General features: G+C 52.8%; 27 protein-coding genes and 2 tRNA genes. 11 read left to right on the forward strand and 18 right to left on the reverse strand.

Annotation, left to right across the window (positions count from 1 at the left end):
- Positions 1–74 precede the first annotated feature (74 nt).
- The 8 genes from H2508_RS08205 to H2508_RS08240 all read left to right on the forward strand — a co-directional run bounded on the left by H2508_RS08205 (position 75) and on the right by H2508_RS08240 (position 7,483).
- Complete coding sequence (locus tag H2508_RS08205) at positions 75–1,523, forward strand: sigma-54-dependent transcriptional regulator (protein WP_182171704.1); 1,449 nt, start codon at positions 75–77, stop codon at positions 1,521–1,523.
- Between the two features lie 561 nt (positions 1,524–2,084).
- The gene (gene pcnB / locus H2508_RS08210) at positions 2,085–3,371 is read left to right on the forward strand and encodes a polynucleotide adenylyltransferase PcnB (RefSeq protein WP_182171707.1); all 1,287 of its coding nucleotides are present in this window, start codon (positions 2,085–2,087) and stop codon (positions 3,369–3,371) included.
- Entirely contained in the window at positions 3,368–3,895 is a 528-nt protein-coding gene (folK, locus tag H2508_RS08215) for a 2-amino-4-hydroxy-6-hydroxymethyldihydropteridine diphosphokinase (protein WP_182171710.1), read from the forward strand. The genes pcnB and folK overlap by 4 nt, the downstream gene beginning before the upstream one ends.
- Entirely contained in the window at positions 3,885–4,568 is a 684-nt protein-coding gene (locus H2508_RS08220) for a deoxynucleoside kinase (RefSeq protein WP_235965150.1), read from the forward strand. The genes folK and H2508_RS08220 overlap by 11 nt, the downstream gene beginning before the upstream one ends.
- Before the next feature lie 7 nt (positions 4,569–4,575).
- A complete protein-coding gene (panB, locus tag H2508_RS08225) occupies positions 4,576–5,367 on the forward strand; it encodes a 3-methyl-2-oxobutanoate hydroxymethyltransferase (protein ID WP_182171716.1) in 792 nt (263 codons plus the stop codon).
- Between the two features lie 250 nt (positions 5,368–5,617).
- Positions 5,618–6,502 carry a pantoate--beta-alanine ligase gene (panC, locus tag H2508_RS08230; protein ID WP_182171719.1) on the forward strand — a complete coding sequence of 295 codons (885 nt, stop codon included), beginning with the start codon at positions 5,618–5,620 and terminating at the stop codon, positions 6,500–6,502.
- 141 nt (positions 6,503–6,643) lie between these two features.
- Complete coding sequence (locus H2508_RS08235) at positions 6,644–7,024, forward strand: DUF6746 family protein (RefSeq protein ID WP_182171722.1); 381 nt, start codon at positions 6,644–6,646, stop codon at positions 7,022–7,024.
- A gap of 33 nt (positions 7,025–7,057) precedes the next feature.
- Positions 7,058–7,483: a hypothetical protein gene (locus tag H2508_RS08240; RefSeq protein WP_182171725.1), complete on the forward strand. Its 426-nt coding sequence runs from the start codon at positions 7,058–7,060 to the stop codon at positions 7,481–7,483.
- Between the two features lie 9 nt (positions 7,484–7,492).
- Here H2508_RS08240 and H2508_RS08245 read toward each other — a convergent pair whose 3' ends face one another.
- From H2508_RS08245 to H2508_RS08285, 9 genes are all read right to left on the reverse strand, one after another.
- Positions 7,493–8,125 (reverse strand): TIGR04219 family outer membrane beta-barrel protein, encoded by a 633-nt coding sequence (locus H2508_RS08245; RefSeq protein WP_182171728.1) that lies wholly within the window; start codon positions 8,123–8,125, stop codon positions 7,493–7,495.
- Positions 8,126–8,280: 155 nt separating this feature from the next.
- Positions 8,281–10,410 (reverse strand): polyribonucleotide nucleotidyltransferase, encoded by a 2,130-nt coding sequence (pnp, locus tag H2508_RS08250; protein ID WP_182171731.1) that lies wholly within the window; start codon positions 10,408–10,410, stop codon positions 8,281–8,283.
- Positions 10,411–10,470: 60 nt separating this feature from the next.
- Positions 10,471–10,740 (reverse strand): 30S ribosomal protein S15, encoded by a 270-nt coding sequence (gene rpsO, locus H2508_RS08255; protein WP_182171734.1) that lies wholly within the window; start codon positions 10,738–10,740, stop codon positions 10,471–10,473.
- A 103-nt stretch (positions 10,741–10,843) separates the two neighbouring features.
- The gene (truB, locus tag H2508_RS08260) at positions 10,844–11,773 is read right to left on the reverse strand and encodes a tRNA pseudouridine(55) synthase TruB (protein ID WP_182171737.1); all 930 of its coding nucleotides are present in this window, start codon (positions 11,771–11,773) and stop codon (positions 10,844–10,846) included.
- Positions 11,774–11,775: 2 nt separating this feature from the next.
- A complete protein-coding gene (gene rbfA, locus H2508_RS08265) occupies positions 11,776–12,180 on the reverse strand; it encodes a 30S ribosome-binding factor RbfA (RefSeq protein WP_182171740.1) in 405 nt (134 codons plus the stop codon).
- Between the two features lie 10 nt (positions 12,181–12,190).
- Entirely contained in the window at positions 12,191–14,947 is a 2,757-nt protein-coding gene (gene infB, locus H2508_RS08270) for a translation initiation factor IF-2 (RefSeq protein ID WP_182171743.1), read from the reverse strand.
- A gap of 64 nt (positions 14,948–15,011) precedes the next feature.
- Positions 15,012–16,505: a transcription termination factor NusA gene (gene nusA / locus H2508_RS08275; protein ID WP_182171746.1), complete on the reverse strand. Its 1,494-nt coding sequence runs from the start codon at positions 16,503–16,505 to the stop codon at positions 15,012–15,014.
- Positions 16,506–16,533: 28 nt separating this feature from the next.
- Positions 16,534–16,989, reverse strand: coding sequence for a ribosome maturation factor RimP (gene rimP, locus H2508_RS08280; RefSeq protein WP_182171749.1), 456 nt, complete (start codon positions 16,987–16,989; stop codon positions 16,534–16,536).
- A gap of 113 nt (positions 16,990–17,102) precedes the next feature.
- Positions 17,103–17,179 (reverse strand) — tRNA-Met (locus H2508_RS08285).
- A gap of 436 nt (positions 17,180–17,615) precedes the next feature.
- Here H2508_RS08285 and H2508_RS08290 point away from each other — a divergent pair.
- On the forward strand, positions 17,616–17,882 hold the full coding sequence (locus H2508_RS08290) for a class IIb bacteriocin, lactobin A/cerein 7B family (RefSeq protein ID WP_182171752.1): 267 nt from the start codon (positions 17,616–17,618) through the stop codon (positions 17,880–17,882).
- A gap of 522 nt (positions 17,883–18,404) precedes the next feature.
- On the opposite strand, the gene H2508_RS08295 is transcribed toward H2508_RS08290, so the two are convergent.
- From H2508_RS08295 to rlmE, 8 genes are all read right to left on the reverse strand, one after another.
- Positions 18,405–18,998 carry a pentapeptide repeat-containing protein gene (locus H2508_RS08295; protein WP_182171755.1) on the reverse strand — a complete coding sequence of 198 codons (594 nt, stop codon included), beginning with the start codon at positions 18,996–18,998 and terminating at the stop codon, positions 18,405–18,407.
- 73 nt (positions 18,999–19,071) lie between these two features.
- Positions 19,072–19,157, reverse strand: a tRNA-Leu gene (locus H2508_RS08300).
- A gap of 12 nt (positions 19,158–19,169) precedes the next feature.
- Entirely contained in the window at positions 19,170–19,544 is a 375-nt protein-coding gene (secG, locus tag H2508_RS08305; RefSeq protein WP_182171758.1) for a preprotein translocase subunit SecG, read from the reverse strand.
- A 46-nt stretch (positions 19,545–19,590) separates the two neighbouring features.
- Positions 19,591–20,334, reverse strand: coding sequence for a triose-phosphate isomerase (tpiA, locus tag H2508_RS08310; RefSeq protein ID WP_182171761.1), 744 nt, complete (start codon positions 20,332–20,334; stop codon positions 19,591–19,593).
- A gap of 96 nt (positions 20,335–20,430) precedes the next feature.
- Entirely contained in the window at positions 20,431–21,780 is a 1,350-nt protein-coding gene (glmM, locus tag H2508_RS08315) for a phosphoglucosamine mutase (RefSeq protein WP_182171764.1), read from the reverse strand.
- Positions 21,781–22,656 carry a dihydropteroate synthase gene (gene folP, locus H2508_RS08320; RefSeq protein ID WP_456238867.1) on the reverse strand — a complete coding sequence of 292 codons (876 nt, stop codon included), beginning with the start codon at positions 22,654–22,656 and terminating at the stop codon, positions 21,781–21,783.
- A gap of 19 nt (positions 22,657–22,675) precedes the next feature.
- On the reverse strand, positions 22,676–24,607 hold the full coding sequence (gene ftsH, locus H2508_RS08325) for an ATP-dependent zinc metalloprotease FtsH (RefSeq protein ID WP_182171767.1): 1,932 nt from the start codon (positions 24,605–24,607) through the stop codon (positions 22,676–22,678).
- A gap of 239 nt (positions 24,608–24,846) precedes the next feature.
- Positions 24,847–25,473 (reverse strand): 23S rRNA (uridine(2552)-2'-O)-methyltransferase RlmE, encoded by a 627-nt coding sequence (gene rlmE / locus H2508_RS08330; RefSeq protein ID WP_182171770.1) that lies wholly within the window; start codon positions 25,471–25,473, stop codon positions 24,847–24,849.
- Between the two features lie 103 nt (positions 25,474–25,576).
- On the opposite strand from rlmE, the gene H2508_RS08335 reads away from it, so the two are divergent.
- Together H2508_RS08335 and H2508_RS08340 are read left to right on the forward strand one after the other, a co-directional pair.
- The gene (locus H2508_RS08335; protein ID WP_182171773.1) at positions 25,577–25,888 is read left to right on the forward strand and encodes a YhbY family RNA-binding protein; all 312 of its coding nucleotides are present in this window, start codon (positions 25,577–25,579) and stop codon (positions 25,886–25,888) included.
- Positions 25,889–25,960: 72 nt separating this feature from the next.
- On the forward strand, positions 25,961–26,302 hold the full coding sequence (locus H2508_RS08340; protein WP_182171776.1) for a hypothetical protein: 342 nt from the start codon (positions 25,961–25,963) through the stop codon (positions 26,300–26,302).
- Between the two features lie 12 nt (positions 26,303–26,314).
- Here the strand turns inward: H2508_RS08340 and greA are convergent, their stop codons facing one another.
- A complete protein-coding gene (greA, locus tag H2508_RS08345) occupies positions 26,315–26,791 on the reverse strand; it encodes a transcription elongation factor GreA (RefSeq protein WP_182171779.1) in 477 nt (158 codons plus the stop codon).
- Positions 26,792–26,795: the final 4 nt, after the last annotated feature.

Below are 26,795 nucleotides of genomic sequence, written 5' to 3' on the forward strand. Positions count from 1 at the left end.
CTGCAAATGCCCAGACTGGAAAACTATGGGGCGGCGGGGTATGTTATGTCACTAACGTACACAAGGTAACACTTATGAAGCAGATTCTGGTTGTCGAAGATGAATCGGTCATCCGCACCGCATTGCGGCGACTTTTGGAGCGCAATGATTACAGCGTTTCAGAAGCAGCATCAGTGCAGGAAGCAGAGACCCGACACAACCTGCTCAGCTTCGACCTCATTATCAGTGACTTACGCCTACCCGGCGCACCTGGCACCGACTTGATTAAAAAGGCTGGCGAGGTGCCGGTCTTAATTATGACCAGCTACGCCAGTTTGCGCTCGGCGGTCGACTCAATGCGCATGGGGGCTGTGGACTACATTGCCAAACCCTTCGACCACAGCGATATGCTCAATGCAGTACAGAGAATTATTGCTAATCATCCCACCGCCCAAAACAGTTACCCGCAAAGCAGCGCGCAAGATGGCGGCGGCTCTGCCGATGACCGCGCCACGGGCATCGTGGGTAACAGTCCCGCCATGCAGGCCCTGTTCAAGGATATCAAGAAAATCGCCCCCACCGACTCTACAGTTTTGGTGCTAGGCGAAACCGGAACGGGTAAAGAGCTGGTCGCCCGCAGCGTGCACCAGCACAGCAAGAGAGCCGGCAAAGCTCTGATTTCTGTCAACTGTGCGGCCATTCCAGACACTCTGATTGAGTCGGAATTATTCGGCTATGAAAAGGGCGCTTTCACCGGCGCCAACGCTAGTCGCACCGGGCTGATAGAAGCGGCCGATGGCGGCACTCTGTTCCTAGATGAAATTGGCGAGCTACCTATGGAAGCGCAAGCGCGCTTACTGCGCTTCATCCAAGAGGGAGAGATTCGTCGCATTGGCTCAGTGACTTCACGCAAGGTCAATGTGCGCTTAATCTGCGCCACACACCGCAACCTGCAGAACTTGGCTGCCGAAGGCGAGTTTCGCCAAGACCTGTACTACCGTATCAACGTTCTCAGGCTCCACTTGCCACCCTTGCGTGAGCGCGGCAAAGACATCCTGCACCTCGCTGAACACCTTTTACAGGTGCAGCTGGAACGCCTTGGTAAAGACAGTATGACCCTGTCACCACGAGCTATTCAGGCAATAACTACTTACCAGTGGCCGGGTAACGTGCGGGAACTGGAGCACGCTATTGAGCGGGCAGTGATTTTGTCAGATGGTGAAGAGATTGATAATGAAGTCCTGGGTATTGACCTAGAACTGGTCAATGTTAATCGCATCCGTGGTGGTAAAAGTAAGCAAAGCAGTCAGGCAGCGCAGCAGCAGCCGAGAAGCATCAGCTCTGACCCGGCGGAAGATCTCTCCCTTGAAGATTACTTCCAGCGTTTCGTATTAGAGCACCAAGACTCCATGAGCGAAACAGAGCTAGCACAAAAGCTGGGCATCAGTCGCAAGTGCTTGTGGGAGCGTCGACAGCGATTTGAAATTCCACGCAAAAAGAGCAGCAGCAAAAGTTCCCGCCAACGCAAAAAAGCCACGAGTTAGCGTTACCGGACCTTCGGGATGTAACAAACCCGAGAGTCAAAAAGTAACAAATGATCACCTTTAAACTTCATAGCAAAACAACAAATAAAGGTAAGCTATTGATTTTAAAGGGATTACCAAAAGTTGGCACAGCAAATGCAATATTATTGTCGGCTACAACAATAATTATAAGAATCTGCCACAATAAAAATAATATAAGTAACTATGGACCTGGTTGGGGAAGAAACCTTCCCCTTCAATTTCCACTTTATCGGGCGTACCACGCGCATCTTTGGCACTTGCCACCGAAAGCTGCGAGGATCTACCCGCCGGATTTGAGAGGCCACAATGTTGCCACTCAAATAATTAGGCAGCTCATTAGAGCAATAGTTCTATCGCCTGCCCATAAAAATAATACCGGCTTCAATAACAATAAATTTACTCGGACCTGGATGGGGGAAGCATAAGTTTCCTCCATCTATTTCGTTGTCCCTCCCCTACTAACAGTGATTATGCTCGCACACGAATCGATGACACTGTGTTAGACTTCGCTCAGTTAATTTCGGCAACAAGGCAGAGCTCTTGAAGGTCATCCCGAGGGATCAGCATTGCATATCCCGACAAAACATCAGTGATAATGCGTTAAAGGTCATGTCGCGTCTGCGCAGCGCAGACTATCAGGCCTATCTTGTTGGCGGCGCCGTTCGCGACTTACTGCTTGGCGGCCACCCTAAAGATTTCGATGTCGCCACCGACGCCACACCAGAACAGGTACATGCCCTGTTCCGTAACTCGCGCATAATCGGCCGTCGCTTTCGTATTGTGCACGTACAATTCGGCCGCGAGATTATCGAAGTCACCACCTTTCGCGGTCACCACGACAGCGATGACAAAGTAACCAGCAAACGCTCCAGCCGCTCTCGGCAATCCACCAGCGGCTTGCTATTGCGAGATAACGTCTTTGGCACGCTAGAAGAAGATGCCGTGCGCAGGGACCTGACCGTTAACGCCCTGTACTACGATTCCAAGAGCTTTGAGGTCATTGACCACGTTGACGGGTTGCAGGACCTTGAGCGCCGCGCCATCTGCATTATCGGCGACCCCGAAACACGCTTTCGGGAAGATCCGGTGCGCATGTTGCGAGTGCTTCGTTTCGCCGCCAAGCTAGATTTCGATATTGAAGCTAAAACTGCTGCCGCTATGCCACTGTGTGCCGCGCTTCTGTCAGAGATTCCAGCTGCCCGCTTGTTTGATGAGTTCCTGAAACTCTTCCTAAGTGGCTATGCTCAGCGCACCTTAGAGCTGCTGCAGGAGTACCAGCTGCTGGTCTACCTATTCCCCGACAGCGTGCCTCATCTGACTCCCGGTAGCAGCGCACAAGCTTTAGTCACTGCCGCCATGCGCAATACAGATCAGCGCATTCGCGAAGACAAGCCAATTACGCCGGCTTTCCAGCTTGCCGCCCTGCTGTGGCCCGCCGTGCTAGATCTCTCCCGGGCATTACAACAGCGCGGTGATGCGCCCATGGTAGCCATGCACAGCGCCTCACAAATCATCATCAGCCAAGCTGTACAGACTCTGTCGATCCCCAAACGCTTCAGCATGCCTATGCGTGATATTTGGGAGTTCCAACTGCGCTTAGAGCGCCGCGGCCGCAAAGCCACAGAACTCATACAGCACCGTCGCTTCCGAGCGGCCTATGACTTTTTACTGCTGCGCGAAGAGGCCGGTGAAGTAGCCGATGGTCATGGCGCTTGGTGGACAGAGTTTCAAACTCGACCTGAAAACCAAGCTTTGTTAGCGATCAAGCACGAGAGAGAACCCCGCCCTCGTCGCCGCCGTAAGCGCCGTCCCAATACCAAAGCATGATCAGCTGTTACATCAGTTTGGGTAGCAACTTAGAGAATCCCGAAGCTCAGTTGCAGCAAGCCGTCTCTAGTATCGCTAGCATTGCGCGCTCACAAGTGGCTGCTAGCTCAGCCGTATACCGCAGCGCCCCCGTTGGCCCAGGCCAACAAGCGGACTATCTCAATGCGGTGCTAGCCCTGGGCACTGACTTACCGCCCATGGACTTACTTGACGCGCTACAGAGCATTGAAAATGCCCAGGGCAGAGTACGCGAGCAGCGCTGGGGGCCACGCACCCTCGATTTAGACATTTTACTGTACGGCAAGCAGATCATTAATGAGCCGCGCTTGACCGTCCCCCACCCAGCGATGAGTGAGCGCAACTTTGTACTGAGGCCACTGGCAGACATCTGCAATCAAGACTTTGCACTGCCCTGCGGTGACACACTAGGCAAACTATTACAGAACTGCCATGGTGGCCGCCTCGAACGAACATCCATTCGCCTCAATATACCCCCTAGTCAAGGAGTGCAGCTTGAGCGGTGATAAGCAAAGCATTGGTGTCGACCTAAAAGGACGGACTCCGCCCCCTTTTATCGCGGTTGAAGGCCCGATTGGAGTCGGCAAAACAACTCTGGCCAAACGTCTAGCAGCCAGTTTCGGCTATCCGACCTTGTTGGAAAATGCTGAACAGAACCCCTTCCTTGAGAAGTTCTACCGCAGCCCGAAGCAATCGGCCCTAGCGACGCAATTATTTTTCTTGTTTCATCGCAGCGAGAAAATTCAAGACCTGCGTCAGGCTGATATTTTTGCGCCAGTACGGGTGGCCGACTTTCTTATCGATAAAGACCCCCTGTTCGCTCGCATCAATCTCGAGCCAGATGAATTCCAGCTCTACGAGCGGGTTTACCAGCAGATGACCATCGACGCACCCAAGCCCGATCTAGTCATATACTTACAGGCTTCGACCGATGTTTTACTAGAGCGCATCGAGCAGCGCGGCGTTAGTTTTGAGCAAGGAATCAGCCGCGATTATCTTGAGCGCCTGAACGAAGTGTACAGTGAGTTTTTTCTATATTACGATGGCGCCCCATTACTGATCGTTAATGCCAGTGAAATTGATCTGGCTAATAGCGACAGAGATTATTCACATTTGGTTGACTACCTGCTCGATATCCGCAGTGGCCGCCATTACTTCAACCCCACTTTTTTTGGATAGTTCCGCCATGGGCAAGATCACCGTCAGCACCCTGGATAAGATGAAAGCCGCAGGGGAGAAGTTTGTCTGCATCACCGCCTACGATGCGACCTTTGCACGCCTAGTCAGTGAAGCAGGGGCAGAAACCATACTCGTAGGCGACTCCCTGGGTAATGTGATTCAGGGCCAGGGCAGTACAATCCCGGTTAAAATTGAGCATATGGCTTACCACACCGAGTGTGTGGCCAGAGCACAACCCGACTCCCTCATTATCGCCGACATGCCATTCATGAGCTACGGTACCCCCGAAGACACCATGAGTAACGCTGCACAGCTGATGCAGGCTGGCGCACAAATGGTCAAGGTAGAAGGTGGTGTTTGGCTGAGTGACTCAATCAGCATGCTAGTGGAACGCGGTATCCCTGTCTGCGCGCACCTTGGCCTGACCCCGCAATCAGTTAACGTATTTGGCGGCTACCGAGTTCAGGGCCGCACGCCCAAGAGTGCTAAATCCATTTTAGCGGACGCGGTAGAGATTCAAGACGCGGGCGCCAGCTTACTTGTTTTGGAATGCGTGCCCACACACCTCGCTACGGATATCAGTGAGAAACTGGACATCCCGGTGATTGGTATCGGCGCCGGGCCGGGCACTGATGCTCAGGTCTTGGTTATGCACGACTTGCTGGGGCTTTCTGAGCACACGCCCCGCTTCGTCAAAAACTTCATGGAAAATCAAGCTAGCATTCAAGATGCTCTGCGCGCATTCGTAGCCGCAGTAAAATCTGGGGATTACCCTCGCGAGGAGCACAGTTACGCCTAAAACAGCCCAGCCGAAGCCGAAAGCTACGGATGGGCAGGGCTGCAAAGATAGTAAGCACTCACACCCAAGTGCTACCTAGTGCTTCTTTTGGTAACATCAAGGGTGATTTTTTTGCTTAAACCCGTTGCCCACTAGATTTTCATAAGGCATACTGCCTCCCCCTTGGCCTACACTCTATTGGTAGGGCCAAACCATTCAACTCGACGATCGGTTTAGCGTCACCCATTCCACCACATAGGAAATGGAAGATATGCGAACTTATACTACTAACGCGACACTGCGTGCAGCCCTTAACGACCTGCGTAGTAAGGGTCAGTCCATTGCTTTTGTGCCCACTATGGGCAACTTGCATGAAGGACACCTTCAGCTGGTGCGCTGCGCGCGCAAACGCTGTGATGTGGTGGTGGTCAGCATTTTTGTTAATCCACTGCAGTTTGGTGCTAACGAAGACCTCGACGCCTATCCTCGCACCTTAGCAGCCGATAAAGAGAAGCTGTTTAGTGAAGGCGTACAAGTCCTATTTACGCCCGGTGTCGAGGACATCTATCCCGAAGGGATGCACACTCACACACAAGTACAAGTGCCAGATATTTCTGAAACCCTTTGTGGCAGCAGCCGTCCGGGACACTTTAACGGTGTGACCACGGTGGTCAATAAGCTGTTCAACATAGTGCAGCCCGACTTAGCCGTATTCGGCGAAAAAGACTTCCAGCAACTATCCATTGTTCGCAAAATGGTCAGCGACTTGTGCATGCCCGTACAAATAGTTGGCGTAGCCACAGCGCGCGATGAGGATGGTCTAGCCAAGAGTTCACGCAACGGCTATTTGTCACCTGAGCAGCGCCGTATTGCGCCTATCATTCATCAAACTCTGACCACCTGTCGCGAAGCCATAGCCTGTGGTTTTGACAACTTTTTGCAACTGGAGTCCCACGCTCGCATGCAGCTACTGCAAGCCGGTTTGGAGCCTGACTACTTCACCATACGCGACGCGCGCACTCTGCGAGCAGTCAGTGAAGAGACTGAAGAAATAGCTATTCTAGCGGCGGCACGCTTAGGCAATACGCGCCTAATCGACAATGTTCGGTTGGCGGTTAACCCAGCCAGCGACTGGGGCATGCTCGCTGCTCAGTGAACAGCAACTTAAGCTCTCCCCTCTTCCCTAGGCAGCGCTAAAGCGCTGCTTAGAGTTCATCGCCTTGCTTAGCAAGCAGGGGTCGATTAGTCTTGCTTGCCCTGCGATAGTTTTTCGCATTTCACTTTAGGAGCGACCCCAATGACATATCGTGTAGTCTGTTTTGTTCTCTCTTCACTATTATTTGCCATCGTTGCTAGCGCTGATGACGACAAACGCATAGACCACTTTCGTGGAGTGCCAGCTGAAAGTCTGAGCGAAGCGCTGACCAACCTCGAGGAATACAATGCTCGCCTTGCCAAGCTACTCGCTCAAGAAGAGCTAAGTGATGCTGACATGGGCCAGATCCACCAGCTGTCTTACACGCTGGAGAATGCGCTAGAGCGTATTGAGGAAGAGCTGGAAGCAACCGAAGAAGCATTAGAGGCTGTCCACGTGGCCTCGGAACGCTTTAATCGCGAAGAAGTTATTGAGCGCGGTGGCGAATACCTAGAACGCAGCCAGCTGTTCATCGCCAAATAAACAGCTTTCCACTGTTTATAGCTAGACGTCATCATGGTGGCGTTACTCGAAGCTAACTGGGAGTGGCTACTCTTGGCCACCAGCGCTTTTTCTGTGCTGGCCCTGATTGCCACTCTTATTGCTTTGCCCTGGGTTTTAGCGCGCCTACCGACAGATTACTTTAACCAACCGCTGCGGCGCAGCTTGCGCCACTCTAAGCGCCACCCCTGGCTCAATGTCCTTATTATCATTGGCAAGAACCTCTTAGGAGCCCTGCTCGCCATACTCGGGCTGATCATGCTGGTCACACCTGGGCAAGGCCTACTGACTTTACTCGCCGGTTTCTTTTTGATGGATTTTCCCGGCAAGTACCACCTAGAGCGCAAACTAGTCACCAGCCCAGGTGTGTTACCTGCGGTTAATTGGATGCGCAAGCGACGTGGCTCACCACCAATGGATGAGCCCATCGATTTTGGTTAACAGCGGCCCTTACAAGTCGATCAGTACACCCAGACTCCAACCACTGAATTCTAACTTGCCGCTGAACTTGTCAAAGTCATCGAAGTCGTTCTCTATCTGTCGATAGGCTAAACGCAAGGAAATATCCAGCACCGGCATGTCAATCAGGTAATCTACTCCGGCCTCTATATCGTAAGCTTCGCTATCGTCAAAAGAAGTCGCAGTAGCTTCGCCATAAACACCAAAACCTGTCAGCGGCAAAGGTACTCGCAGCGCGCCATAAAGCTGAGGTATCCAACCATCAAAACTGCGTCCACCACCCAGCTTGCCGTTCTGGAAGCGCGTAGCAGCAAGGCCCAAGTCTAGATCAATGGCGAAATTATCTAGCACTTCATAGTAAGCGATAGTATCCACTGTGGTCAGTGACATGCCCTGACTACCGCCTTCGGCATAATCCAAGTAACGCAGCTTAACATTTGGAATTAAAGGGATAGGGTGCTCAAAGGCCGCCGTGGCAGACCACTGCTGCTCTTTGCTGGCACTAAAGTCTGCTGCCTCACCTTTGGCCCACCAACTCGACAAACTCCCTTTAACGGCGAGTGCATCAGCCCATGTGCTTGCACTAACAACGCTAAGCAAGAGCGCAAATAAATATTGCTTCATACAGTAATACTCCAAATAACTAAGCCTGAAAAACCTGTCGCGTAGCTGCTAATATTGCACTTACAGCGGCTAAATTCCGGCTCTTTCACTTCAACAAAGACAAAAAAAAGGGATGCTCAGCAGCATCCCCTTCTCATCGAACTGAGCTTAGCCAATTAAGAATCAGATGATTCCTGCTCTGTGCTCTGCTCAGCAGCTTCATCTTCCAACAGTTCTTTAATGGACAGCTTGATACGACCGCGCTGATCTACATCCAGCACTTTAACGCGAATTTCCTGACCTTCACTGAGGTGATCAGACACGTTCTCAACACGCTCATTAGCGATTTGAGAAATGTGTACCAGACCATCTTTACCAGGCAGGATGTTTACGAAAGCACCGAAATCCACGATACGTGCAACTGTACCGGTGTACACCGCACCCACTTCAGCTTCAGCGGTGATCTCTTCGATCATGCTAACGGCTTTATCGCGGGCAGCTTGATCTTGACCAAATACGCGCACCGAACCATCGTCATCAATATCGACCGTGGCGCCAGATTCTTCAGTGATAGAACGGATCATTGCACCGCCCTTACCAATGATGTCGCGAATCTTGTCGGAATCAACTTTCAAGGTCACCATGCTGGGCGCATTTTCAGATGTTACTGTGCGAGCCGCTGGCAGCACTTCGTTCATCTGACCCAGGATGTGCAAGCGAGCCTGCAGTGCCTGACTGAGCGCGATCTCCATGATCTGCTCGTTAATACCTTCGATCTTAATGTCCATCTGCAGCGCAGTAACACCTTCGGCGGTACCGGCCACTTTAAAGTCCATGTCGCCGAGGTGGTCTTCGTCGCCGAGGATGTCAGTCAGAACAGCAAACTGGTTGCCTTCTTTAACCAGACCCATGGCGATACCCGCAACCGGTGCACTCAAGGGCACGCCCGCTGCCATCATAGCCAGAGAGCCGACACAGACTGAAGCCATAGAGCTAGAGCCATTGGACTCGGTGATCTCAGATACCACACGGATGGTGTAAGGGAATGCTTCGCTATCAGGCAATACAGCTGCCAGACCGCGACGCGCCAGACGACCGTGGCCTATTTCACGACGGCTAGTAAAACCAATACGACCCGCCTCACCCACTGAATAAGGAGGGAAGTTATAGTGCAGCATGAAAGGATCGCGACGCTCGCCTTCCAGGGCATCGATAATCTGCGCGTCACGGGTTGAGCCCAGTGTAACAGCGCCGATGGCCTGAGTTTCACCACGGGTAAACAGAGCTGAGCCGTGTACTTTGGGCAGCACGTCCACTTCACAAGCGATGGGGCGCACAGTGCGTGTATCACGACCGTCAATACGCGGCTCGCCGGCCAGAATACGCTTGCGCACCAAGTTCTTCTCAACGCTTTTAAAGATCTCTTTCACATCTTCGGCTGAGGGGCCGTCTTCTTCTACTGCCAAGGCCTCAACGCATGCTTCTTTGATCTCGTTAATGCGATCATAGCGCGCCGCTTTTTCGGTGATGCGGTAGGCTTCGCCCAGATCATTTTTAACCTGTGCTTCAACAGCTGCTAGCAGCTCCTGATTGACTTCAGGTGCCTGCCAGTCCCAACGGGGCTTGCCAGCTTCAGCGGCCAACTCTTTGACCGCCTGAATAACCACCTGCATTTCTTGGTGCGCATAAAGTACCGCACCAAGCATCTGATCTTCGCTTAATTCAGCGGCCTGCGACTCAACCATCAGTACAGCGTCGCTGGTGCCAGCTACGACCATGTCCAGCTTGCTTTCGGCCAGCTGTTCGTAAGTCGGGTTAAGGGTGTAGCCCTGTGCTTCGGTGAAGCCTACACGTGCCGCGCCGATCGGACCGTTAAAGGGGCAACCAGAGATGGCCAGTGCAGCCGAGGTGCCGATCATTGCCGGAATATCGGGATCAATGTGCTTGTCCGCAGACATCACGGTGCATACAACCTGCACCTCATTCATGAAGCCATCTTCAAACAGCGGCCGGATGGGGCGGTCAATCAGACGTGATGTCAGTGTTTCTTTTTCACTAGGGCGTGCTTCGCGCTTGAAAAAACCACCGGGAATCTTACCTACCGCGTAAGTTTTTTCCTGATAGTGTACGGACAACGGGAAAAAAGGCTGGTTAGGCTTAGCCGTCTTCTCCGCCACTACGGTCACTAGGACCGAGGTGTTTTCTACGGTAACCAGGACCGCGCCTGACGCCTGCCTGGCGATGCGGCCGGTTTCCAGAGTGACGGTCTGGCCACCATACTGGAATGTTTTAGTTACTGGATTCAAGATTTTTCTCCAATTCTATACATGACTACCGGGGCGCTAGGCCCCGGTATAAGGTACAGCTTATCGACGTAGACCCAGTCGCTTGATCAGCTCGGCATAGCGAGCAACATCTTTACGCTTCAGATAATCCAGCAGCTTACGGCGCTGGTTAACCATGCGGATCAGACCGCGACGTGAGTGGTGGTCATGCTTGTGTGATGCGAAGTGATCTCGCAGCTGCTCAATATTTGCCGTCAGCAACGCAACCTGTACTTCTGGGGAACCAGTATCACCTTCTGCTAACTGGTACTGTTTTACGATTTCTGCTTTCTGTTCTGCTGATAATGCCATTTCAATATTCCTCTATGTAATCTGCCTATAGCGGCCCCCACATTGAAGTTGCCGCCGTGTTTACTTATGAGCTTGCCCGTGCAGATTTACAGACAAGTTCTTGTCACCCACTAGTGACTATCAGTCGACGCGGCGCCACGCGCCCATCGTCCAATATTTCTCCTACACCCAGAAACTCTCCGGTCTCTAAATTAATTCGCACAATACCACTGTGAGGTGCTTTTGGCACCAATACTGCTTGGCCCTGGCGTATATAAAAACCCGCTGATTGCGTGAGACGTACTTCAGGTAAAGCCTTTACCGCAGTGTCTGCAGGCAACAATAATTGATCCATCGCCGCTAGATCATCGTTTTCTTTTAAGGCCTCTAGAGTTGTTAGGCTCACACTATCTGCCAATGTGAATGGCCCCGCTTGGGTGCGACGCAATACACTGACATGTCCACCGCAAGCCAAGGCCTTACCGAGGTCCTCTGCAATAGAGCGCACGTAGGTGCCCTTGCTGCAGCGAATGGACACATCCAACTCGATCTTAGCTCCTAAGCGTAGCGCGCGCAGCTCGAGGCTATGTATAGTGACTCGGCGTGACTTGCGCTCAACTTCTTTGCCCTGCCGCGCCAGCTTATAAAGCGGCTGACCATTTTGCTTAATGGCCGAAAACATTGACGGAACTTGCTCGATTTCACCACGAAACGCCGTCAGTGCCTGTTCAATTTGTGCCTTAGTGATCGCAGACGCGTCGTGCTCTGCTACTAACTCACCCTCGGCATCACCCGTGGTAGTGCTTTGACCTAGCACAAAGGTGCTGTCATAAGCTTTGTCGGCATCCAGCAAATACTGGGAAAACTTAGTGGCTTCGCCAAAACACAGTGGCAATACGCCTGTCGCCAAGGGATCCAAGCTACCTGTATGCCCAGCCTTAGCTGCAAAATACAAGCGTTTGGCCTGCTGCAAGGCATGATTAGAACTGGTGCCTAAGGGCTTATCGAGCACCAAAATCCCATCGATTGCTCTGCCACGACGACGACGCGCCACGACTAGCTATCCTCTCCAGGCTCGTCATCCGCACGCAGACCTAACTGGCGATCGGCATCGGCCGCCTTGCGAATCAAACTCTCCATTGAGCGGCCCCGCCCGACACTGCTATCAAAGATAAAGCGCAGTTGAGGCACCGTGCGCATATTGCTGTCGCGCGACAATTGCGAGCGCAAAAAACCCGCAGCCTTATTTAGCACAGTGGTCGCTTCAGCAGCTTCTTCAGCAGTATCACTGTCGAGAGCTGTGTAATAGACCCGCGCGTGGCCCAGGTCACGGCTGACATCAACACCGGTAATGCTGACCATACCAAGGCGTGGATCGCGCACTTCGTGCTGAATTAAAGCCGCCAGTTCGCGCTGCAGGTAATCTGCAACGCGCTGGGTACGACTGTATTCTTTAGCCATAAATATGCCGCTACAGAGAGCGTGCAATCTCCTTCACGTCGAAGACTTCAATTAAATCTCCGACTTTGACGTCAGTATAGTTCTTCACGCCGATACCACACTCGGTGCCGCTGCGAACTTCATTGGCATCGTCTTTAAAGCGACGCAGTGACTCTAGCTCACCCTCAAAGATGACCACGTTATCTCGCAGTACACGGATCGGCTTGGAGCGATACACGGTGCCCTCGGTGACCATACAGCCAGCAATCAAGCCAAACTTCGGCGAGCGGAACACATCGCGTACTTCCGCGATGCCGACAATCTCTTCCCGCATTTCCGGCGGTAGCATACCGCTCAGGGCCTGTTTCACATCGTCAATCAGGTCGTAGATCACGTTGTAGTAACGCAGATCAACACCTTCGGACTCAACCAGGCGACGCGCCGCAGCGTCAGCCCGCACGTTAAAGCCGAAAATCACTGCACCAGAAGTAATCGCCAGGGTAACGTCTGTTTCGGCAATACCACCAACGCCACCGGAGACAATATTCACCTGCACTTCTTCGTTACCCAACTCTAAGAGCGAAGACTGGATAGCTTCTAAAGTACCGCGAACATCGGCCTTCACCACTACGTTGAGTGTTTTCTTCTCACCGGCGGTCATGCTTTCAAACATGTTATCCAGCTTAGCGGCCTGCTGACGCTGCAGTTTGGTATCGCGTGTTTTCTCTTGGCGATAATCGGCCAATTCGCGAGCCCGTTTTTCACTTTCAACAACAGCAAACTGATCACCTGCATCAGGTGTGCCATCTAGACCGAGAATTTCCACCGGTATACTGGGGCCAGCTGACTCGATCGGCTTGCCATTTTCATCCAACATGGCGCGCACGCGACCGTACTGGAGGCCTGCCAAGACGATGTCGCCCTGACGCAAGGTACCGCTTTGCACCAACAGAGAAGCCACTGGGCCACGACCTTTATCAAGGCGCGACTCAATCACCAAACCCTGAGCCGGCACATCGCGAGGCGCTTCCAGCTCAAGCAACTCAGCCTGCAGCAGTACTGCGTCCAACAGGGCGTCAATGCCATCACCCGTTAGCGCGGAAACGTTCACAAACTGCGTGTCACCGCCCCACTCTTCGGGAATGACGTCTTTAGCTGCGAGTTCATTCTTAACCCGGTCTGGATCAACGTCTTCTTTATCCATTTTGTTCACGGCTACAATCAACGGCACTCCAGCAGCTTTCGCATGCTGAACAGCCTCAATTGTCTGCGGCATCACGCCATCGTCACCGGCAACAACCAAAATAACGATATCAGTACTCTTAGCACCGCGGGCTCGCATTGCGGTAAACGCAGCGTGGCCAGGGGTATCCAAGAAGGAGATCATGCCGTGTTCAGTTTCTACGTGGTAAGCACCGATATGCTGTGTAATACCACCGGCCTCACCAGAGGCAACTCGGCTTTTACGAATGTAGTCCAGCAGAGAGGTTTTACCGTGGTCTACGTGGCCCATCACGCTAACAACTGGCGCGCGTGGTTCCATCGTGCCCTCGTGCTGAGCCAATGTCTCTTCCAGCTTATCTTCAAGCGCATCGGCGCTGATTAGCTTATATGTATGGCCCAGTTCCTCGACCACCAGAATAGCTGTGTCCTGGTCGATCATCTGGTTGATCGTGGCCATCACACCTAGCTTCATCAGTTCCTTGATGACCGTACCGGCCTTCACCGACATCTGCTGTGCTAGGCCAGCCACGGATGTCATATCCGCCAGCTCTACTTCATGGACAATTTTCTCTGTTGGCATCTCAAATCCATGTTTGCTGTGTTCGGCATGACTCGCTTTCATCTTACGGCGGCCACCGCGACGGCGACCTACACCTGACTCTGCTGCTTCCAAATCTGACAGTGACAGGTTGTGCCCGCGCTGCTTACCGCGGCCAGCAGAACTGCGGTCAAGTCGACCACGAGGACCCGCTTTGCGGCGCTGTTCATCAGCACTGGGCGGCGGCGGTGCATCGTGCAAACGCTTGGGTCGCTTCGCCTCTTTCTCTTTTTCTGCAGCGGCTTTAGCTGCTGCAGCCTCGGCCTTCTGTCGCTCTTCTTCAGCTTTACGTGCTTCGATAGCAGCCTTACGCGCGGCAGCTTCCTCAGCCTCTTTCTTTTGACGACGCTGAATCGCCCGCTGACGTAAAACTTCAGGATCTATATTGCGCAGATCTTCTTCTGGCTCGGGCTCTTCTGCTACTTCCGGCTCCGGTTCTGGCTCGGGCTCCGGCTCTGGTTCCGGCTCTGGCTCTGGCTCTGGCTCGGGCTCTGGCTCGGGCTCAGGTTCCGGCTCGGGTTCTGGCTCAGGCTCTGGCACAACTTCCACTTCTGGCTCAGGTGTCGGCACAGCCTCAGCTGTTACCTTGGGCTCTTCCTCTGCCCTATCTTCTTGCTGCTTGGCCTCAGCTTCAGCCGCTGCGGCAGCTTCTGCCTCAGCCCGCAGTTCCTCAGGGTCACGTTTTACGTAAGTGCGCTTTTTGCGCACTTCGACATTAACCGTTTTTTTGCCCTGTGAGCCGCTGGTACGCAGCGTGCTCATGGTTTTACGCTTAAGCGTAATACGCTTGGGCCCCGCGCTGGATGCACCGCCCTTGAGGTGGCTTAGCAGTGTTTGCTTGTCCTCCTCAGATACCGCTTCGCTTGCACTTTTATGCGGCAAGCCGGCATCTTTCATCTGCGAAAGCAGACGTTCTACGGAAGCACCCACAGTCTCTGCGAGTTGCTTTACTGTCACCTGCGCCATTCCTTACTCTCCTTAATCCCGTTACCCTGTTTGCGATAGTCTGTTGCCGCTATTAGCTACGGCCTTACTCCGACTCCTCCGCAAACCAGGGAGCACGGGCTGTCATAATCAGCTCGCCCGCGCGCTCTTCTGTCATCTCCGGGATATCCATCAGGTCTTCCACACCGAGTTCAGCCAAGTCTTCCATTGTCGTCACTTCACGGCTGGCTAATATATGAGCCAGCTCCCGATCCATACCGTCCATGTTCAACAAGTCTTCTGCAGGTTGCTTATCACCCAGCTGCCCTTCGGATGCGATAGCCTGTGTCAACAAGGCATCCTTGGCGCGAGCCCGCAGTTCCTCGGCGATTTCTTCGTCAAAACCTTCTACCGCAGTCATTTCTTCCAGCGGCACATAGGCTACTTCTTCCAGAGTGCTAAAACCTTCATCTACTAGGATTTCAGCTACTTCTTCGTCAATCTCTAGTTGATCCATAAAGGCCTGAATAACTTCACCGGCCTCTGCCTCATGCTTATCAGCGGCTTCTTCGGTACTCATCACGTTGATGGTCCAACCGGTCAACTCACTTGCAAGGCGTACGTTTTGACCCGAGCGACCAATCGCTTGAGCCAAGTTATCTTCTGACACGGCAACATCCATTGTGCCCTTGTCTTCATCTACAACAATCGACTCAACCTCAGCCGGCGACATTGCGTTAATCACCAGCTGAGCGGGGTTGTCATCCCAAAGCACAATATCCACACGCTCGTTATCGAGCTCACCGGATACTGCCTGCACTCGTGAGCCACGCATACCCACACAGGCACCGACGGGGTCGATACGCTGATCGTTGGTCTTCACTGCAATTTTTGCCCGAGAACCCGGATCACGGGCCGCAGCGCGAATCTGTATCACTTGCTCGGAAATTTCCGGCACTTCAATTTTGAACAGCTCGATCAGCATCTCAGGGCAAGCGCGACTGAGAATCAGCTGCGGACCACGGGTTTCGGTGCTAATTTCCATCAAAATCGCACGCACGCGATCATTGACGCGGAAGGTCTCTCGGCCCACCAACTGCTCGCGGGGCAATAGGCCCTCAGCATTGTTGCCTAGGTCCACGATGACATTGTCACGAGTGACCTTCTTAACAGTGCCAGCCACCAGCTCACCGAGCCGATCCATGTATTGCTCGACCACTTGAGCGCGCTCGGCATCACGCACACGCTGCACGATAACCTGCTTAGCTGTCTGCGCTGCGATACGACCAAAGCCAACGTTTTCTATCTGCTCTTCAAATACATCACCAGGCTTGAGGTTCGGATCTTTTTCAATCGCTTCCTCGGTAGTCAGCTGCGTGCCTAACAAAGCTACTTCGTCATCGGGCACAACCAACCAGCGGCGGACCGTATCATAGTCGCCAGTCTTTCGGTCGATAGTTACCTCGATATCGGCATCTTCGTCATAACGCTTTTTCGTTGCTGTCGCCAGCGCCAGCTCAATCGCCTCAAAAATAATGTCTTCAGAGACACCTTTCTCATTCGATACCGCTTCCGCAACCAGCAGAATTTCCTTTGTCATCTAAAGCCTCGCCTGTTCGATGTCCGCGTCAGTCGCGGGGTAAAATTCGAGCTTTTTCAATCGTAGTGAAGGGCAGCAGATATTCGTGATCTTCCACCTGTACTACCACATCCTCACCCTCAATGCCGTTTAAAACGCCTTTGAACTTACGTCGCCCTTCAAAGGGAGTGCGCAAGCGCATATCCAACCACTCACCCACATAGGCGGGGTACTGCTCTAGGCGGAACAACAAGCGATCTAGGCCAGGAGAAGACACCTCCAGCGTGTACTCACCACTTATTGGGTCTTCAACATCCATCACACCGCTGATGTGGTGACTCACGGTCGCACAATCATCGACACTGATGCCCTGTTCGTTTTCGATATAAATACGCAATACGGTATGGCGGCCTTGGGACAAATATTCGACGCCCCACAGCTCATAGCCCAATGCCTCAATAGAAGGCATCAGAAGCTGCTGAATCTCCTGCTGTTTACTTGCCACGTATTGCTTGCTCCCGCCGACTTTCTGGCACTTTTATCGCAGATACGAAAAAGCCCCTTAAAAGGGGCTTTTCGAAACGTATTACCAATACTTTGGAGCGGGTAATACGAAATTGGTAGCGGGGGCCGGATTTGAACCGACGACCTTCGGGTTATGAGCCCGACGAGCTACCAGACTGCTCCACCCCGCATCAAAACTTTCTCGCTGTGAAGACCCCTTGGCACTTCACCTTGAGCCGCGTTGCTGCTGCGTCCCAAATTCGAGGTTGTGCATTATAGGTATGACACCCACCCGGGTCAACCTATCTAGCGATTTAATTCCTACATTTATTAAGGGCATACAATTCACCAGCTATAGACGGCAAAAAACTAGCATCTTCAGTCTAAAACAATCCATCAAAACAAGCCCTGAACGAAATCGATATTGTTTCTGAACCCCCTATTGCTCATCTTTATATGCAAGGAGCCGACAACTATTACCATACCATCGACGCAGATCTGCAATAAGCAACTCGTCGAGAAACGAAACATCGAGGCTTTTTGGCACAGACCGAAGTCGCGATGCTAACCCGCCACCGAAAAGTGGCACCTTAACAAAATGGACGTAACTCATAGAGGGAACTATATATGAACACTACAGCAGAAGTTACACCCTTGATCACAGCTATTTCACCATGCCGCGAACTGACTACCGAGGAGCTTGAGAACGTAAACGGAGGTGTAGCACCTATTATCGGTATCGCCGTTGGCGCAATCGGTCAGCTCGGCGCCAGAAGCATGCTTACAGCAATTGCTGGCCGTATTGGTTTCGGGCTCGCCGTATACGATCTTGCTAACTATATCGGCGGCAGTGGCTCGTCACCAGCACTGACGAGAAGCTTACAACAGCATTAACCCTTTGCCGGGGCGGCGATTACTTCGTCAGCCGCCTCGGCTAACAAACTCCACCCATGCAAGCGAAATGACCAACCACCGAGGTTTTAATATGAAATCAAGCTATATCGGTTACATAGCGGCGATGGCTTTAGGCCTCCTAGGGTACTGGCTTGGCGCACCCATCGAAGCAGTGATTGTATTAATTCTTGTTGGCACCCTGATAGAACTGGCGATAACAAGAAACAGAAAAGACCACGAGGCGTAAAGTAGACGCAATGACTCAAAAACAAAATAGCACTGACCTACTGCCGATATCCTTAAAATCACTGTTTATTAGCCACTCAGCCATCATACTTACACTATGCTTGCTGATCTCAGCCAGCCACTTTCCCAGTTGGATCGATTACGGGCTAATCGTTTTAGTTACGATGCTGCTCTGGGATTTATATAGAAAAACAAAAAGCAAACTACTATCTACGGCTAAGTCCCAAGGGCAAAGTGAGTAATCTCCAAAGACTTGCGAGCGCCTGAGGAAGCAGCTCAGTCGACCAGCTCTATTTCTAAACTCTCCAGCAGGCCCACGGCTTCATGGCGGCTAAACTTCGCGCCTTTAATTCGATTCTGATAGACATCTATGCTGTAGTTACTGGCCTCTGAAAAATCCGCCTCCGCAAGGTCAGTTTGACTAAACTGACTGCCACTAAAGTCACTATAAGTGAAGTTGGCTGAGCTAAAAGACCCTTCGCGGAAATCCACTTGATGCGCCTTGCACTCTTCCAGTATCAGCTCGGGAAAGGATAAACCGAAAAAAGAACTGTCATTGAGTATGCATTTGTAGAAGCTGACAGGCGAGCTCACTATCAACGAGGGCCGCGTGATACGAGTCCAATCCACACCGACCAACTTTGACTCATGAAAAACGACACCTGAGAACTTACTGTAAGCTAGGGATACCACACTGAGATTGCACTGATTGAATTCGCAGTCGACAAAATTACAGCGCTCAAAAGTGGCCTCACTGAAGTCACAGTCTCGAAATACGCAGCCGTCAAACTCTTTACCCTTGATCACCTGGGAGGAAAAATCTTTCCCGGCAAATGTTTCTGACCAGTACTCGTTTTTTTCACTCAGCATGCAGGTGCACTCAGGCAGTTGTATGGCGCAGAAATAATCCGCAGAAAGTCATCGCAAGAGGATGATTTTTAGATGGTGCCGAAGGCGGGACTTGAACCCGCACGAGCATAGCTCACTACCCCCTCAAGATAGCGTGTCTACCAATTCCACCACTTCGGCATAAACAGGTGATTACAACTCCGGAACATCTCCCTCTTGGATGGGAGCGGCTTCCGGCGCCGCATTATCTACTACTGGAAGATCAGACTCTATAGCTGGCGCAGAAATTTCTTCAGCTGGCGGCAAAATGAGATCCAAATCATCGACAACACGTGTTTTTTGAGTCGCCAGAATAGCCAAGCCAAAGCTAGAAGCAAAAAACAGCACAACCAACCACGCAGTAGCTCGGGTCAAAACGTTATCACTGCCGCCACTACCAAAGAGTGTCTGGGAGGCACCGGCACCGAAGGATGCGCCCATATCGGCACCCTTACCCTGCTGCAGCATGATCAGGCCAATAATGCCCAAGGCAAGCAGCAGATGAACAATCAGAATAATTTGTTCCATAAGTCCTTTTGCCCTCGTGGGGCGTCAACTTCAAAAGTGGCTGGCGCTAGATCGCCGCCTCAATAATTTTTGCAAACTCGGCTGCGTCTAATGACGCACCTCCCACTAAAGCCCCGTCGATATCCGGTTGGGAGAACAGTGCCTGCGCATTGGCAGCTTTTACACTACCACCATAAAGAATGCGCAATTTAGCGGCATTCAATGATCCTATACCCGCCAACTGCTCACGTATAAAGCTGTGCATCTCTTGCGCTTCGGCCGGCGTTGCTGTCAGGCCAGTACCGATCGCCCAAACAGGTTCATAGGCAACCACCAAACCTCGCAGCTCTGCCTGACCAGCCAAAGCGCCCTTAAGCTGCTTGGCTACAACCTCAAAAGCCTCACCGTCTTCACGCTGAGCCTGCGTCTCACCAATACACAGTACTGGCTTTAAACCAGCCTCAAGTGCTGCAGCTAGCTTTGCAGCCACCATGTCATCAGACTCTGAGTGATACTGGCGCCGCTCCGAGTGACCCAGTAAGACCCACTCACAACCCAAATCAGCCAGCATTTCGGCTGATACCTCACCGGTGTAAGCGCCAGATTGCATATGACTGCAGTCCTGGGCCCCCACTTGCAGCCCAGACTTAGCAGCCTGTGCCAAAACCTGTGCAAGGTGAACAAAACTTGGACACACAGCCACGTCTATCTGTGACAAGTTTTCCAAGCCTAACAATTCTGTGCTCAACTGCTCGACGCTGGCTCGTGAGCCGTGCATCTTCCAGTTAGCCATAACAAGCGGTCGACGCATGGTTTTTCCCCGGAGCGAAAACGGCGGCAATGCTACCCGAGATATCCCTGCGTTACAAGACAAATGCCAAGGACAATCGAGCGCAAAGCCATCCCTTTATGCCACAGCCGCCTCGACACGCCCTGCCAAATCAGCGCAGAGCTCGGCGACCTTCTCATGATCTTGGCCTTCCACCATGACACGCACCAGGGGCTCAGTACCCGAGGGGCGCAGCAAGACTCGGCCGCGATCACCCAATGTATCCTCCACTTCTTTCACCGCATCGACAATGGCGGGATAGTCATTAATGTCAAACTTGCCCTTAACCCGCACATTGATCATGGTTTGGGGACACTTGGTCATTCCTTTGAGCAGCGTCAAAAGCTCGCCGCCCGACTTCTGCACAGCCACCAAGACCTGTAAAGAGGCCACGATACCATCGCCTGTAGTGGTGTGGTCTGCACAGATAATATGCCCCGAGGACTCCCCTCCCAGCAACCAGCCTTGGCTTTCCATCATTTCTTTGACGTAGCGGTCACCTACTTTGGCCCGCACTAACTGCAAACCGGCGTCACGCAGGGCCAGCTCCAGCCCAAGGTTGCTCATTGCCGTACCCACCACACCTGCTTCAGAGGTGCCATGGGCTAAACGGTGCAGTGCAATAATGTAGAGTAGCTCGTCACCATCGACCAACTTGCCATTGCGGTCAACAAACAGCACACGGTCGCCGTCGCCGTCATAGGCGATACCTAGATCAGCCTGCTGCTCGAGTACTAAGGCTGAAAGCGCCGCGGTATCAGTAGAACCCACACCTTCATTGATATTGAAGCCATCTGGCTGGACACCGAGGGTGACCACGTCGGCACCAAGCTCTGATAACACACTCGGAGCGATGTGGTAGGTCGCACCGTTAGCGCAATCAACCGCAATTTTAAGCCCCCGCAGACTAAAGCCTTCGGGAACCGTCGACTTGCAGTATTCGATATAGCGCCCGGCTGCATCGACTACCCGCAACACCTTGCCAATTTCTCGGGAGGACACCACTTCAAGCTCCTCCTCCAATTCTGCCTCAATAGCCAGCTCAACCTCATCGGGCAGCTTGGAGCCAGTAGCAGAGAAAAACTTGATGCCATTGTCATAAAAAGGATTATGTGAGGCGCTGATCACGATGCCCGCCACGGCATGCTGAGTGCGCGTCATTAAAGCCACCGCCGGTGTGGGCATGGGGCCCAACAGCTTCACATCGACACCGGCAGCCACCAGGCCAGCCTCTAGGGCCGACTCGAACATATAGCCAGATACTCTGGTGTCCTTGCCGATAATCACAGTCTTGCGGCCAGCGCCGTCATCACTGCGAGAAAAGACTCGGCCGCAGGCCCAACCAAGCTTGAGCATAAAGTCAGGCGTAATCGGCTTACTGCCTACCTCACCGCGAATACCGTCGGTGCCGAAATAGCGTCTACTCATTTATTCTCCAATTTCTGCCAGTGCGCTACACATGGCGAGGGCGTCGGCAGTTTCCTGAATATCGTGGGTGCGTATTATCCACGCTCCGCGCTCAACGGCCAACACCGCCAGAGCAAGACCCGCTGCCAAACGCTCGTCAACTGCCCGGTCGAGCAATTTAGCGATCATTGATTTTCGCGACATACCGACCAGCAAAGGCTGACCCAAGTCGCGCAACTGCGGCAAGTCACGCAGTAGCTGCAAGTTATGTTGTAGTGACTTACCAAAACCAAAACCTGGATCGAGCAGCAAACGCTCACGGGGAATTCCCGCCAGATCACAAACACTCATGCGCTGGCGCAAGAAATCGCTCACCTCAGCACTAACATCCCGGTATTGAGGATTCTGCTGCATGGTATCCGGCTGCCCCTGCATGTGCATCAAACACACCGGCAGGCCGGTCGCCGCCGCCGCTGCCAAGGCTCCTTCGCGCTGCAAAGCCCGCACATCATTGATTAACCCAGCCCCTACGGCAGCGGCCTCGGTCATCACTTGCGGCGAACTAGTATCCACCGAGATGACAACCTCTAGCTCAGCTGCGATGCGCTCAACCAGCGGCACTACCCGCTCCAGCTCTTGCTCAATAGTGACTGGAGCAGCGCCGGGGCGAGTCGACTCACCACCAATATCAATGATGCTAGCGCCCTGTTCACACATCAGACGTGCCCGAGCCATAGCTTGCTCGAGATCTAAGCCGTTTTGCTTATAGAGGCTTCCGCCATCTGAAAAAGAGTCTGGTGTGGTATTGAGCACCCCCATGACCTGGGGGCGCGATAAGTCGAGAGCCCTGCCAGCGCAGTTAAGCACCGGCAGGGGAAAGTCTGCTGTGGCAGGCAAAATCTACTGAGCCCCGCGCTTAATGCTCGCCGGCAGGGCCGCCTATTGGGGAGGATTCGCTCTCATCAGAGCTGCTATTCTGCTCTTTTGTTGCGCTACTATCACTGCTGGCACCGCCACCAGAGCCACCCCAGTCTTTCGGTTCACGCGCTGGGCGACCAGACATAATATCGTCGATCTGATCGGCATCGATGGTTTCATAGAGCATCAAAGCTTCTGCCATCAGGTGCAGCTTGTCGAAGTTCTCTTCCAGTATGCGCTCAGCAGTGGCATAGCACTCATCAATAATACGCCGTACTTCCTGGTCAATCTGTTTTGCGGTTTCACCGGAAATACTTTTGTGGGGCTGACCACTGGAGCGACCGAGGAAAACCTCTTCATCGGCCTCGTCATACATTAAAGGCCCCATTTTTTCCGACAGTCCCCACTGGGTCACCATCTTGCGGGCGATGTCCGTAGCCCGCTGAATATCATTGGAAGCACCGGTGGTAACACCATCTTTGCCGAGCGTCATCTCCTCGGCAATACGGCCACCAAACAAGCTGCATATTTGCGAAATGATATGACGGCGACTGTGGCTGTAGCGGTCTTCTTCGGGCAAAAACATTGTCACACCCAGTGCGCGACCACGCGGAATAATACTCACCTTATAGACCGGGTCGTGCTCGGGCATCAAGCGCCCAACAATCGCATGACCAGCCTCATGGTAGGCAGTATTGCGCTTTTCAGCTTCCGACATCACCATCGATTTGCGCTCAGCGCCCATCATAATCTTGTCTTTGGCCAGCTCGAACTGGGTCATACCTACGGTGCGCAGATTGCCCCGCGCTGCAAAGAGCGCCGCTTCGTTAACCAAGTTAGCCAAGTCGGCACCGGAAAAACCGGGTGTACCACGAGCAATTTTAGAGGGCTCGACATCTTCCGACAGCGGCACCTTGCGCATGTGTACTTTTAAGATCTGTTCGCGACCACGTATATCTGGCAAGCCCACAACCACCTGACGGTCAAAGCGACCGGGGCGCAGTAATGCTGGGTCCAACACGTCGGGGCGGTTGGTCGCAGCAATAACAATGACGCCATCATTCGCTTCAAAGCCATCCATTTCGACCAGCAGCTGGTTTAGGGTCTGTTCGCGCTCATCGTGGCCACCACCTAAGCCCGCACCGCGGTGCCGACCGACAGCGTCAATTTCATCAATAAAGATGATACAGGGTGCTTGCTTTTTGGCCTGCTCGAACATATCGCGCACCCGAGAAGCACCCACACCGACAAACATTTCGACAAAATCAGAGCCAGATATAGAGAAAAACGGTACTTTGGCCTCACCGGCGATGGCTTTGGCTAGCAAAGTTTTACCGGTACCTGGCTGCCCCACCATCAACACACCGCGAGGAATCCGTCCACCAAGCTTTTGGAATCGACCCGGGTCGCGCAGAAACTCAACCAGCTCCTGCACGTCTTCCTTAGCTTCATCGACCCCGGCCACATCAGCAAAGGTGGTAGTTATCTGATCTTCACCCAGCAGCCGCGCTTTACTCTTGCCAAAGCTCATCGGGCCGCCCTTGCCACCCGCACCGCCTTGCATCTGACGCATGAAGAACATGAATACGGCAATGATTATCAGGATCGGGAAACTCGCCACCAGCAACTGCGTCCAAACGCTTTGCTGCTCCGGTTTACGCCCTTCAACCACCACCTTGTGATCCAATAGGTCGTCGATCAGCTTAGGATCTTCCACCATGGGCCGAATTGTTTCGAACTGGCTGCCGTCAAAACGCTCGCCCGTGATAGTGAGACCATCCACTACCACTTTTTTCACTTGATCCTGCTGGATTTGCTCAATGAAATCAGAATAACCGACCTGTTCGGTCGAGTTCTGCATATTAAAGTTATTGAACACCGACAACAGGACGGCGGCTATAACCAGCCAAAGTAGTAGATTTTTTGCCATATCACTCAACGCAGTTACCTCACCAACTTGCCGTCTGCTAGACCGACGCTAAAACCAGTTGTTCCACAATTATAGCTGGAATCTGGGCACGCCCGACCAATCGGAGGATTGATGTGGGAGAACACTACAAGGACACCAAGCCCCCGAAGCATTCCACAATGGGAATATAAGTTTGTCCAATGTACTACAGATGGGGTTATTGCTCCACGTTTCAAGCCCCCTGTGTGCATTAGCGCTAATTAAAGTCCTTTGAAAGCTTTCGCTACTAAATACACTTCTCTCGAGCGAGGCCGCGAGGCCGCTGGCTTACGTGTCAACACTTTGCCAAAAGAGCCCTTAGCCTGACGAAACAATTCATCAAAGCCCTCCCCCTGAAATACTTTTGTTACAAAGCATCCGCCAGGAGCCAATACTTTACAGGCCATATCTAAAGCCAGCTCGACAAGGTACATAGAGCGCGGTTGATCGACCTCGCTCATACCACTCATATTCGGCGCCATATCTGACATCACCAAGTCCACTGGCGCTGCGCCAATCGCCTCAACAATTTGCTCAAACACGGCGTCCTCGGTGAAGTCACCTTGAATAAACTCCACGTCGGCCAAGCTGTCCATGTGCAGTATATCCGAAGCTACCACCCGCCCTCGATGCCCCACTAGCTCTGCCGCAACCTGCGACCAACCACCGGGGGCACTGCCGAGATCCACCACCGTCATACCGGGACGAATCAAACGATCTTTATCCTGCAACTCCAATAGCTTGTAACAAGCACGCGAGCGATAGCCTTCACGCTGGGCTCGCTGCACGTAGGGATCGTCGCGGTGTTCTTTTAACCAAGCTTGACTTGAGGGGCGCTTCTTTGCCATAGACAGTCTCTATAATTTCCGTAAATTGGGCCGTATCGTGTCACTATACGCTTGTGTAGAATACCCGCCCCGAGTGAATACCCCATTGTAACGTGGAAACCCTATGAGCAAGAACGCCAAGCTGGATATCAAGCAACTGCGGGCTATCGGCCACAAATTAAACCCCGTCGTCACTGTCGCAGGCAAGGGCCTCAACGACAATGTGCTGACAGAAATTGAGCGCGCCCTCAGCGATCACGAGCTAATCAAGATCAAATTGGCCGTGGGCAGCCGCGAAGCTCGCAGCGAAGTCGCCGCCGAGATTTGCCAGCTCACCAACAGCAGCTTAGTCCAATCCATTGGCAACGTCGTTCTGCTACTGCGCCACAGCAAGCAGCCTGACCCCAAACTATCCAACCTGCTACGCCCTCAGTAAAGCCCGCTTTCCCCACACACTGCGCTGGCCTATGATATCGATGATATCTGATGACAGGAGGCGAGCTACTGTATGGGGACTGTTCTCCATTTTCCATCCACGCAGGCCCAGGGCCTAGCTTTTCTCGATCGGGAACTGCGGCAGCGCTTAGCGGCCTACGGCGCTGACCAAGCTCTGAGCGACTTTGCTGCCACTGAACTGACACGCATCTACAAAGAGTTTAGCCAACCAGAAGCCTACAGCTTTACTCTCAGCCTGCCAGATGACCTGCCCAGTGAGATAAGCCGCGACTTGCAGCAACAGATAAGTGAAGGTTTGGAAGGGCTGCGCAAAGAGAACCACGCTCTGGTGATTAATCTGATTGCGCAGCTGGTGCTGGCCCGCATGCAGCTGTTTCAGCTACAGCGGGGTTAATGCGGGCATCGCTTAGATATGCTGAACCCGATCGATTTCATACTCCACGTCGCCGCCAGGTGCCTTGACGACCACGACATCGCCCTCTTCCTTGCCGATCAAAGCGCGCGCGATAGGTGAACTGACCGAGATCAGGTTCTGCTTCACGTCGGCTTCGTCGTCACCCACTATGCGGTAAGTCACAGTGGCCTCACTTTCGACATTAATGAGGTCGACCGTCGTACCAAATATTACTTTGCCACTGTAGGGGATTTTGGTCACGTCGATCACTTGGGCATTGGAGAGCTTGCTCTCAATTTCCATGATACGACCTTCGTTAAAGCTCTGCTGTTCACGGGCCGCGTGGTACTCAGCATTTTCTTTCAGGTCACCGTGCTCCCGCGCCTCAGCAATAGCTTGGGTGATACGTGGGCGATCGACCTTTTTTAGCTGATCTAACTCTTTCCGTAGAGCAGCTTCTCCAGATACCGTCATGGGCACATTGCTCATAGCG

Origin of the sequence: Sediminihaliea albiluteola (assembly GCF_014077625.1) — a bacterium.
GTDB lineage: Bacteria > Pseudomonadota > Gammaproteobacteria > Pseudomonadales > Halieaceae > Sediminihaliea > Sediminihaliea albiluteola.

What these genes read in the sequence shown, in the direction of transcription:
- H2508_RS08205 (WP_182171704.1), top strand. Translation starts at nt 75, where the DNA reads ATGAAGCAGATTCTGGTTGTCGAAGATGAATCGGTCATCCGCACCGCA.
- folK (WP_182171710.1), top strand. Translation starts at nt 3,368, where the DNA reads ATGATCAGCTGTTACATCAGTTTGGGTAGCAACTTAGAGAATCCCGAA.
- panB (WP_182171716.1), top strand. Translation starts at nt 4,576, where the DNA reads ATGGGCAAGATCACCGTCAGCACCCTGGATAAGATGAAAGCCGCAGGG.
- panC (WP_182171719.1), top strand. Translation starts at nt 5,618, where the DNA reads ATGCGAACTTATACTACTAACGCGACACTGCGTGCAGCCCTTAACGAC.
- H2508_RS08235 (WP_182171722.1), top strand. Translation starts at nt 6,644, where the DNA reads ATGACATATCGTGTAGTCTGTTTTGTTCTCTCTTCACTATTATTTGCC.
- H2508_RS08240 (WP_182171725.1), top strand. Translation starts at nt 7,058, where the DNA reads ATGGTGGCGTTACTCGAAGCTAACTGGGAGTGGCTACTCTTGGCCACC.
- H2508_RS08245 (WP_182171728.1), bottom strand. Translation starts at nt 8,125, where the DNA reads ATGAAGCAATATTTATTTGCGCTCTTGCTTAGCGTTGTTAGTGCAAGC.
- rpsO (WP_182171734.1), bottom strand. Translation starts at nt 10,740, where the DNA reads ATGGCATTATCAGCAGAACAGAAAGCAGAAATCGTAAAACAGTACCAG.
- rbfA (WP_182171740.1), bottom strand. Translation starts at nt 12,180, where the DNA reads ATGGCTAAAGAATACAGTCGTACCCAGCGCGTTGCAGATTACCTGCAG.
- infB (WP_182171743.1), bottom strand. Translation starts at nt 14,947, where the DNA reads ATGGCGCAGGTGACAGTAAAGCAACTCGCAGAGACTGTGGGTGCTTCC.
- nusA (WP_182171746.1), bottom strand. Translation starts at nt 16,505, where the DNA reads ATGACAAAGGAAATTCTGCTGGTTGCGGAAGCGGTATCGAATGAGAAA.
- H2508_RS08290 (WP_182171752.1), top strand. Translation starts at nt 17,616, where the DNA reads ATGAACACTACAGCAGAAGTTACACCCTTGATCACAGCTATTTCACCA.
- H2508_RS08295 (WP_182171755.1), bottom strand. Translation starts at nt 18,998, where the DNA reads ATGCTGAGTGAAAAAAACGAGTACTGGTCAGAAACATTTGCCGGGAAA.
- secG (WP_182171758.1), bottom strand. Translation starts at nt 19,544, where the DNA reads ATGGAACAAATTATTCTGATTGTTCATCTGCTGCTTGCCTTGGGCATT.
- tpiA (WP_182171761.1), bottom strand. Translation starts at nt 20,334, where the DNA reads ATGCGTCGACCGCTTGTTATGGCTAACTGGAAGATGCACGGCTCACGA.
- glmM (WP_182171764.1), bottom strand. Translation starts at nt 21,780, where the DNA reads ATGAGTAGACGCTATTTCGGCACCGACGGTATTCGCGGTGAGGTAGGC.
- ftsH (WP_182171767.1), bottom strand. Translation starts at nt 24,607, where the DNA reads ATGGCAAAAAATCTACTACTTTGGCTGGTTATAGCCGCCGTCCTGTTG.
- rlmE (WP_182171770.1), bottom strand. Translation starts at nt 25,473, where the DNA reads ATGGCAAAGAAGCGCCCCTCAAGTCAAGCTTGGTTAAAAGAACACCGC.
- H2508_RS08335 (WP_182171773.1), top strand. Translation starts at nt 25,577, where the DNA reads ATGAGCAAGAACGCCAAGCTGGATATCAAGCAACTGCGGGCTATCGGC.
- H2508_RS08340 (WP_182171776.1), top strand. Translation starts at nt 25,961, where the DNA reads ATGGGGACTGTTCTCCATTTTCCATCCACGCAGGCCCAGGGCCTAGCT.
- greA (WP_182171779.1), bottom strand. Translation starts at nt 26,791, where the DNA reads ATGAGCAATGTGCCCATGACGGTATCTGGAGAAGCTGCTCTACGGAAA.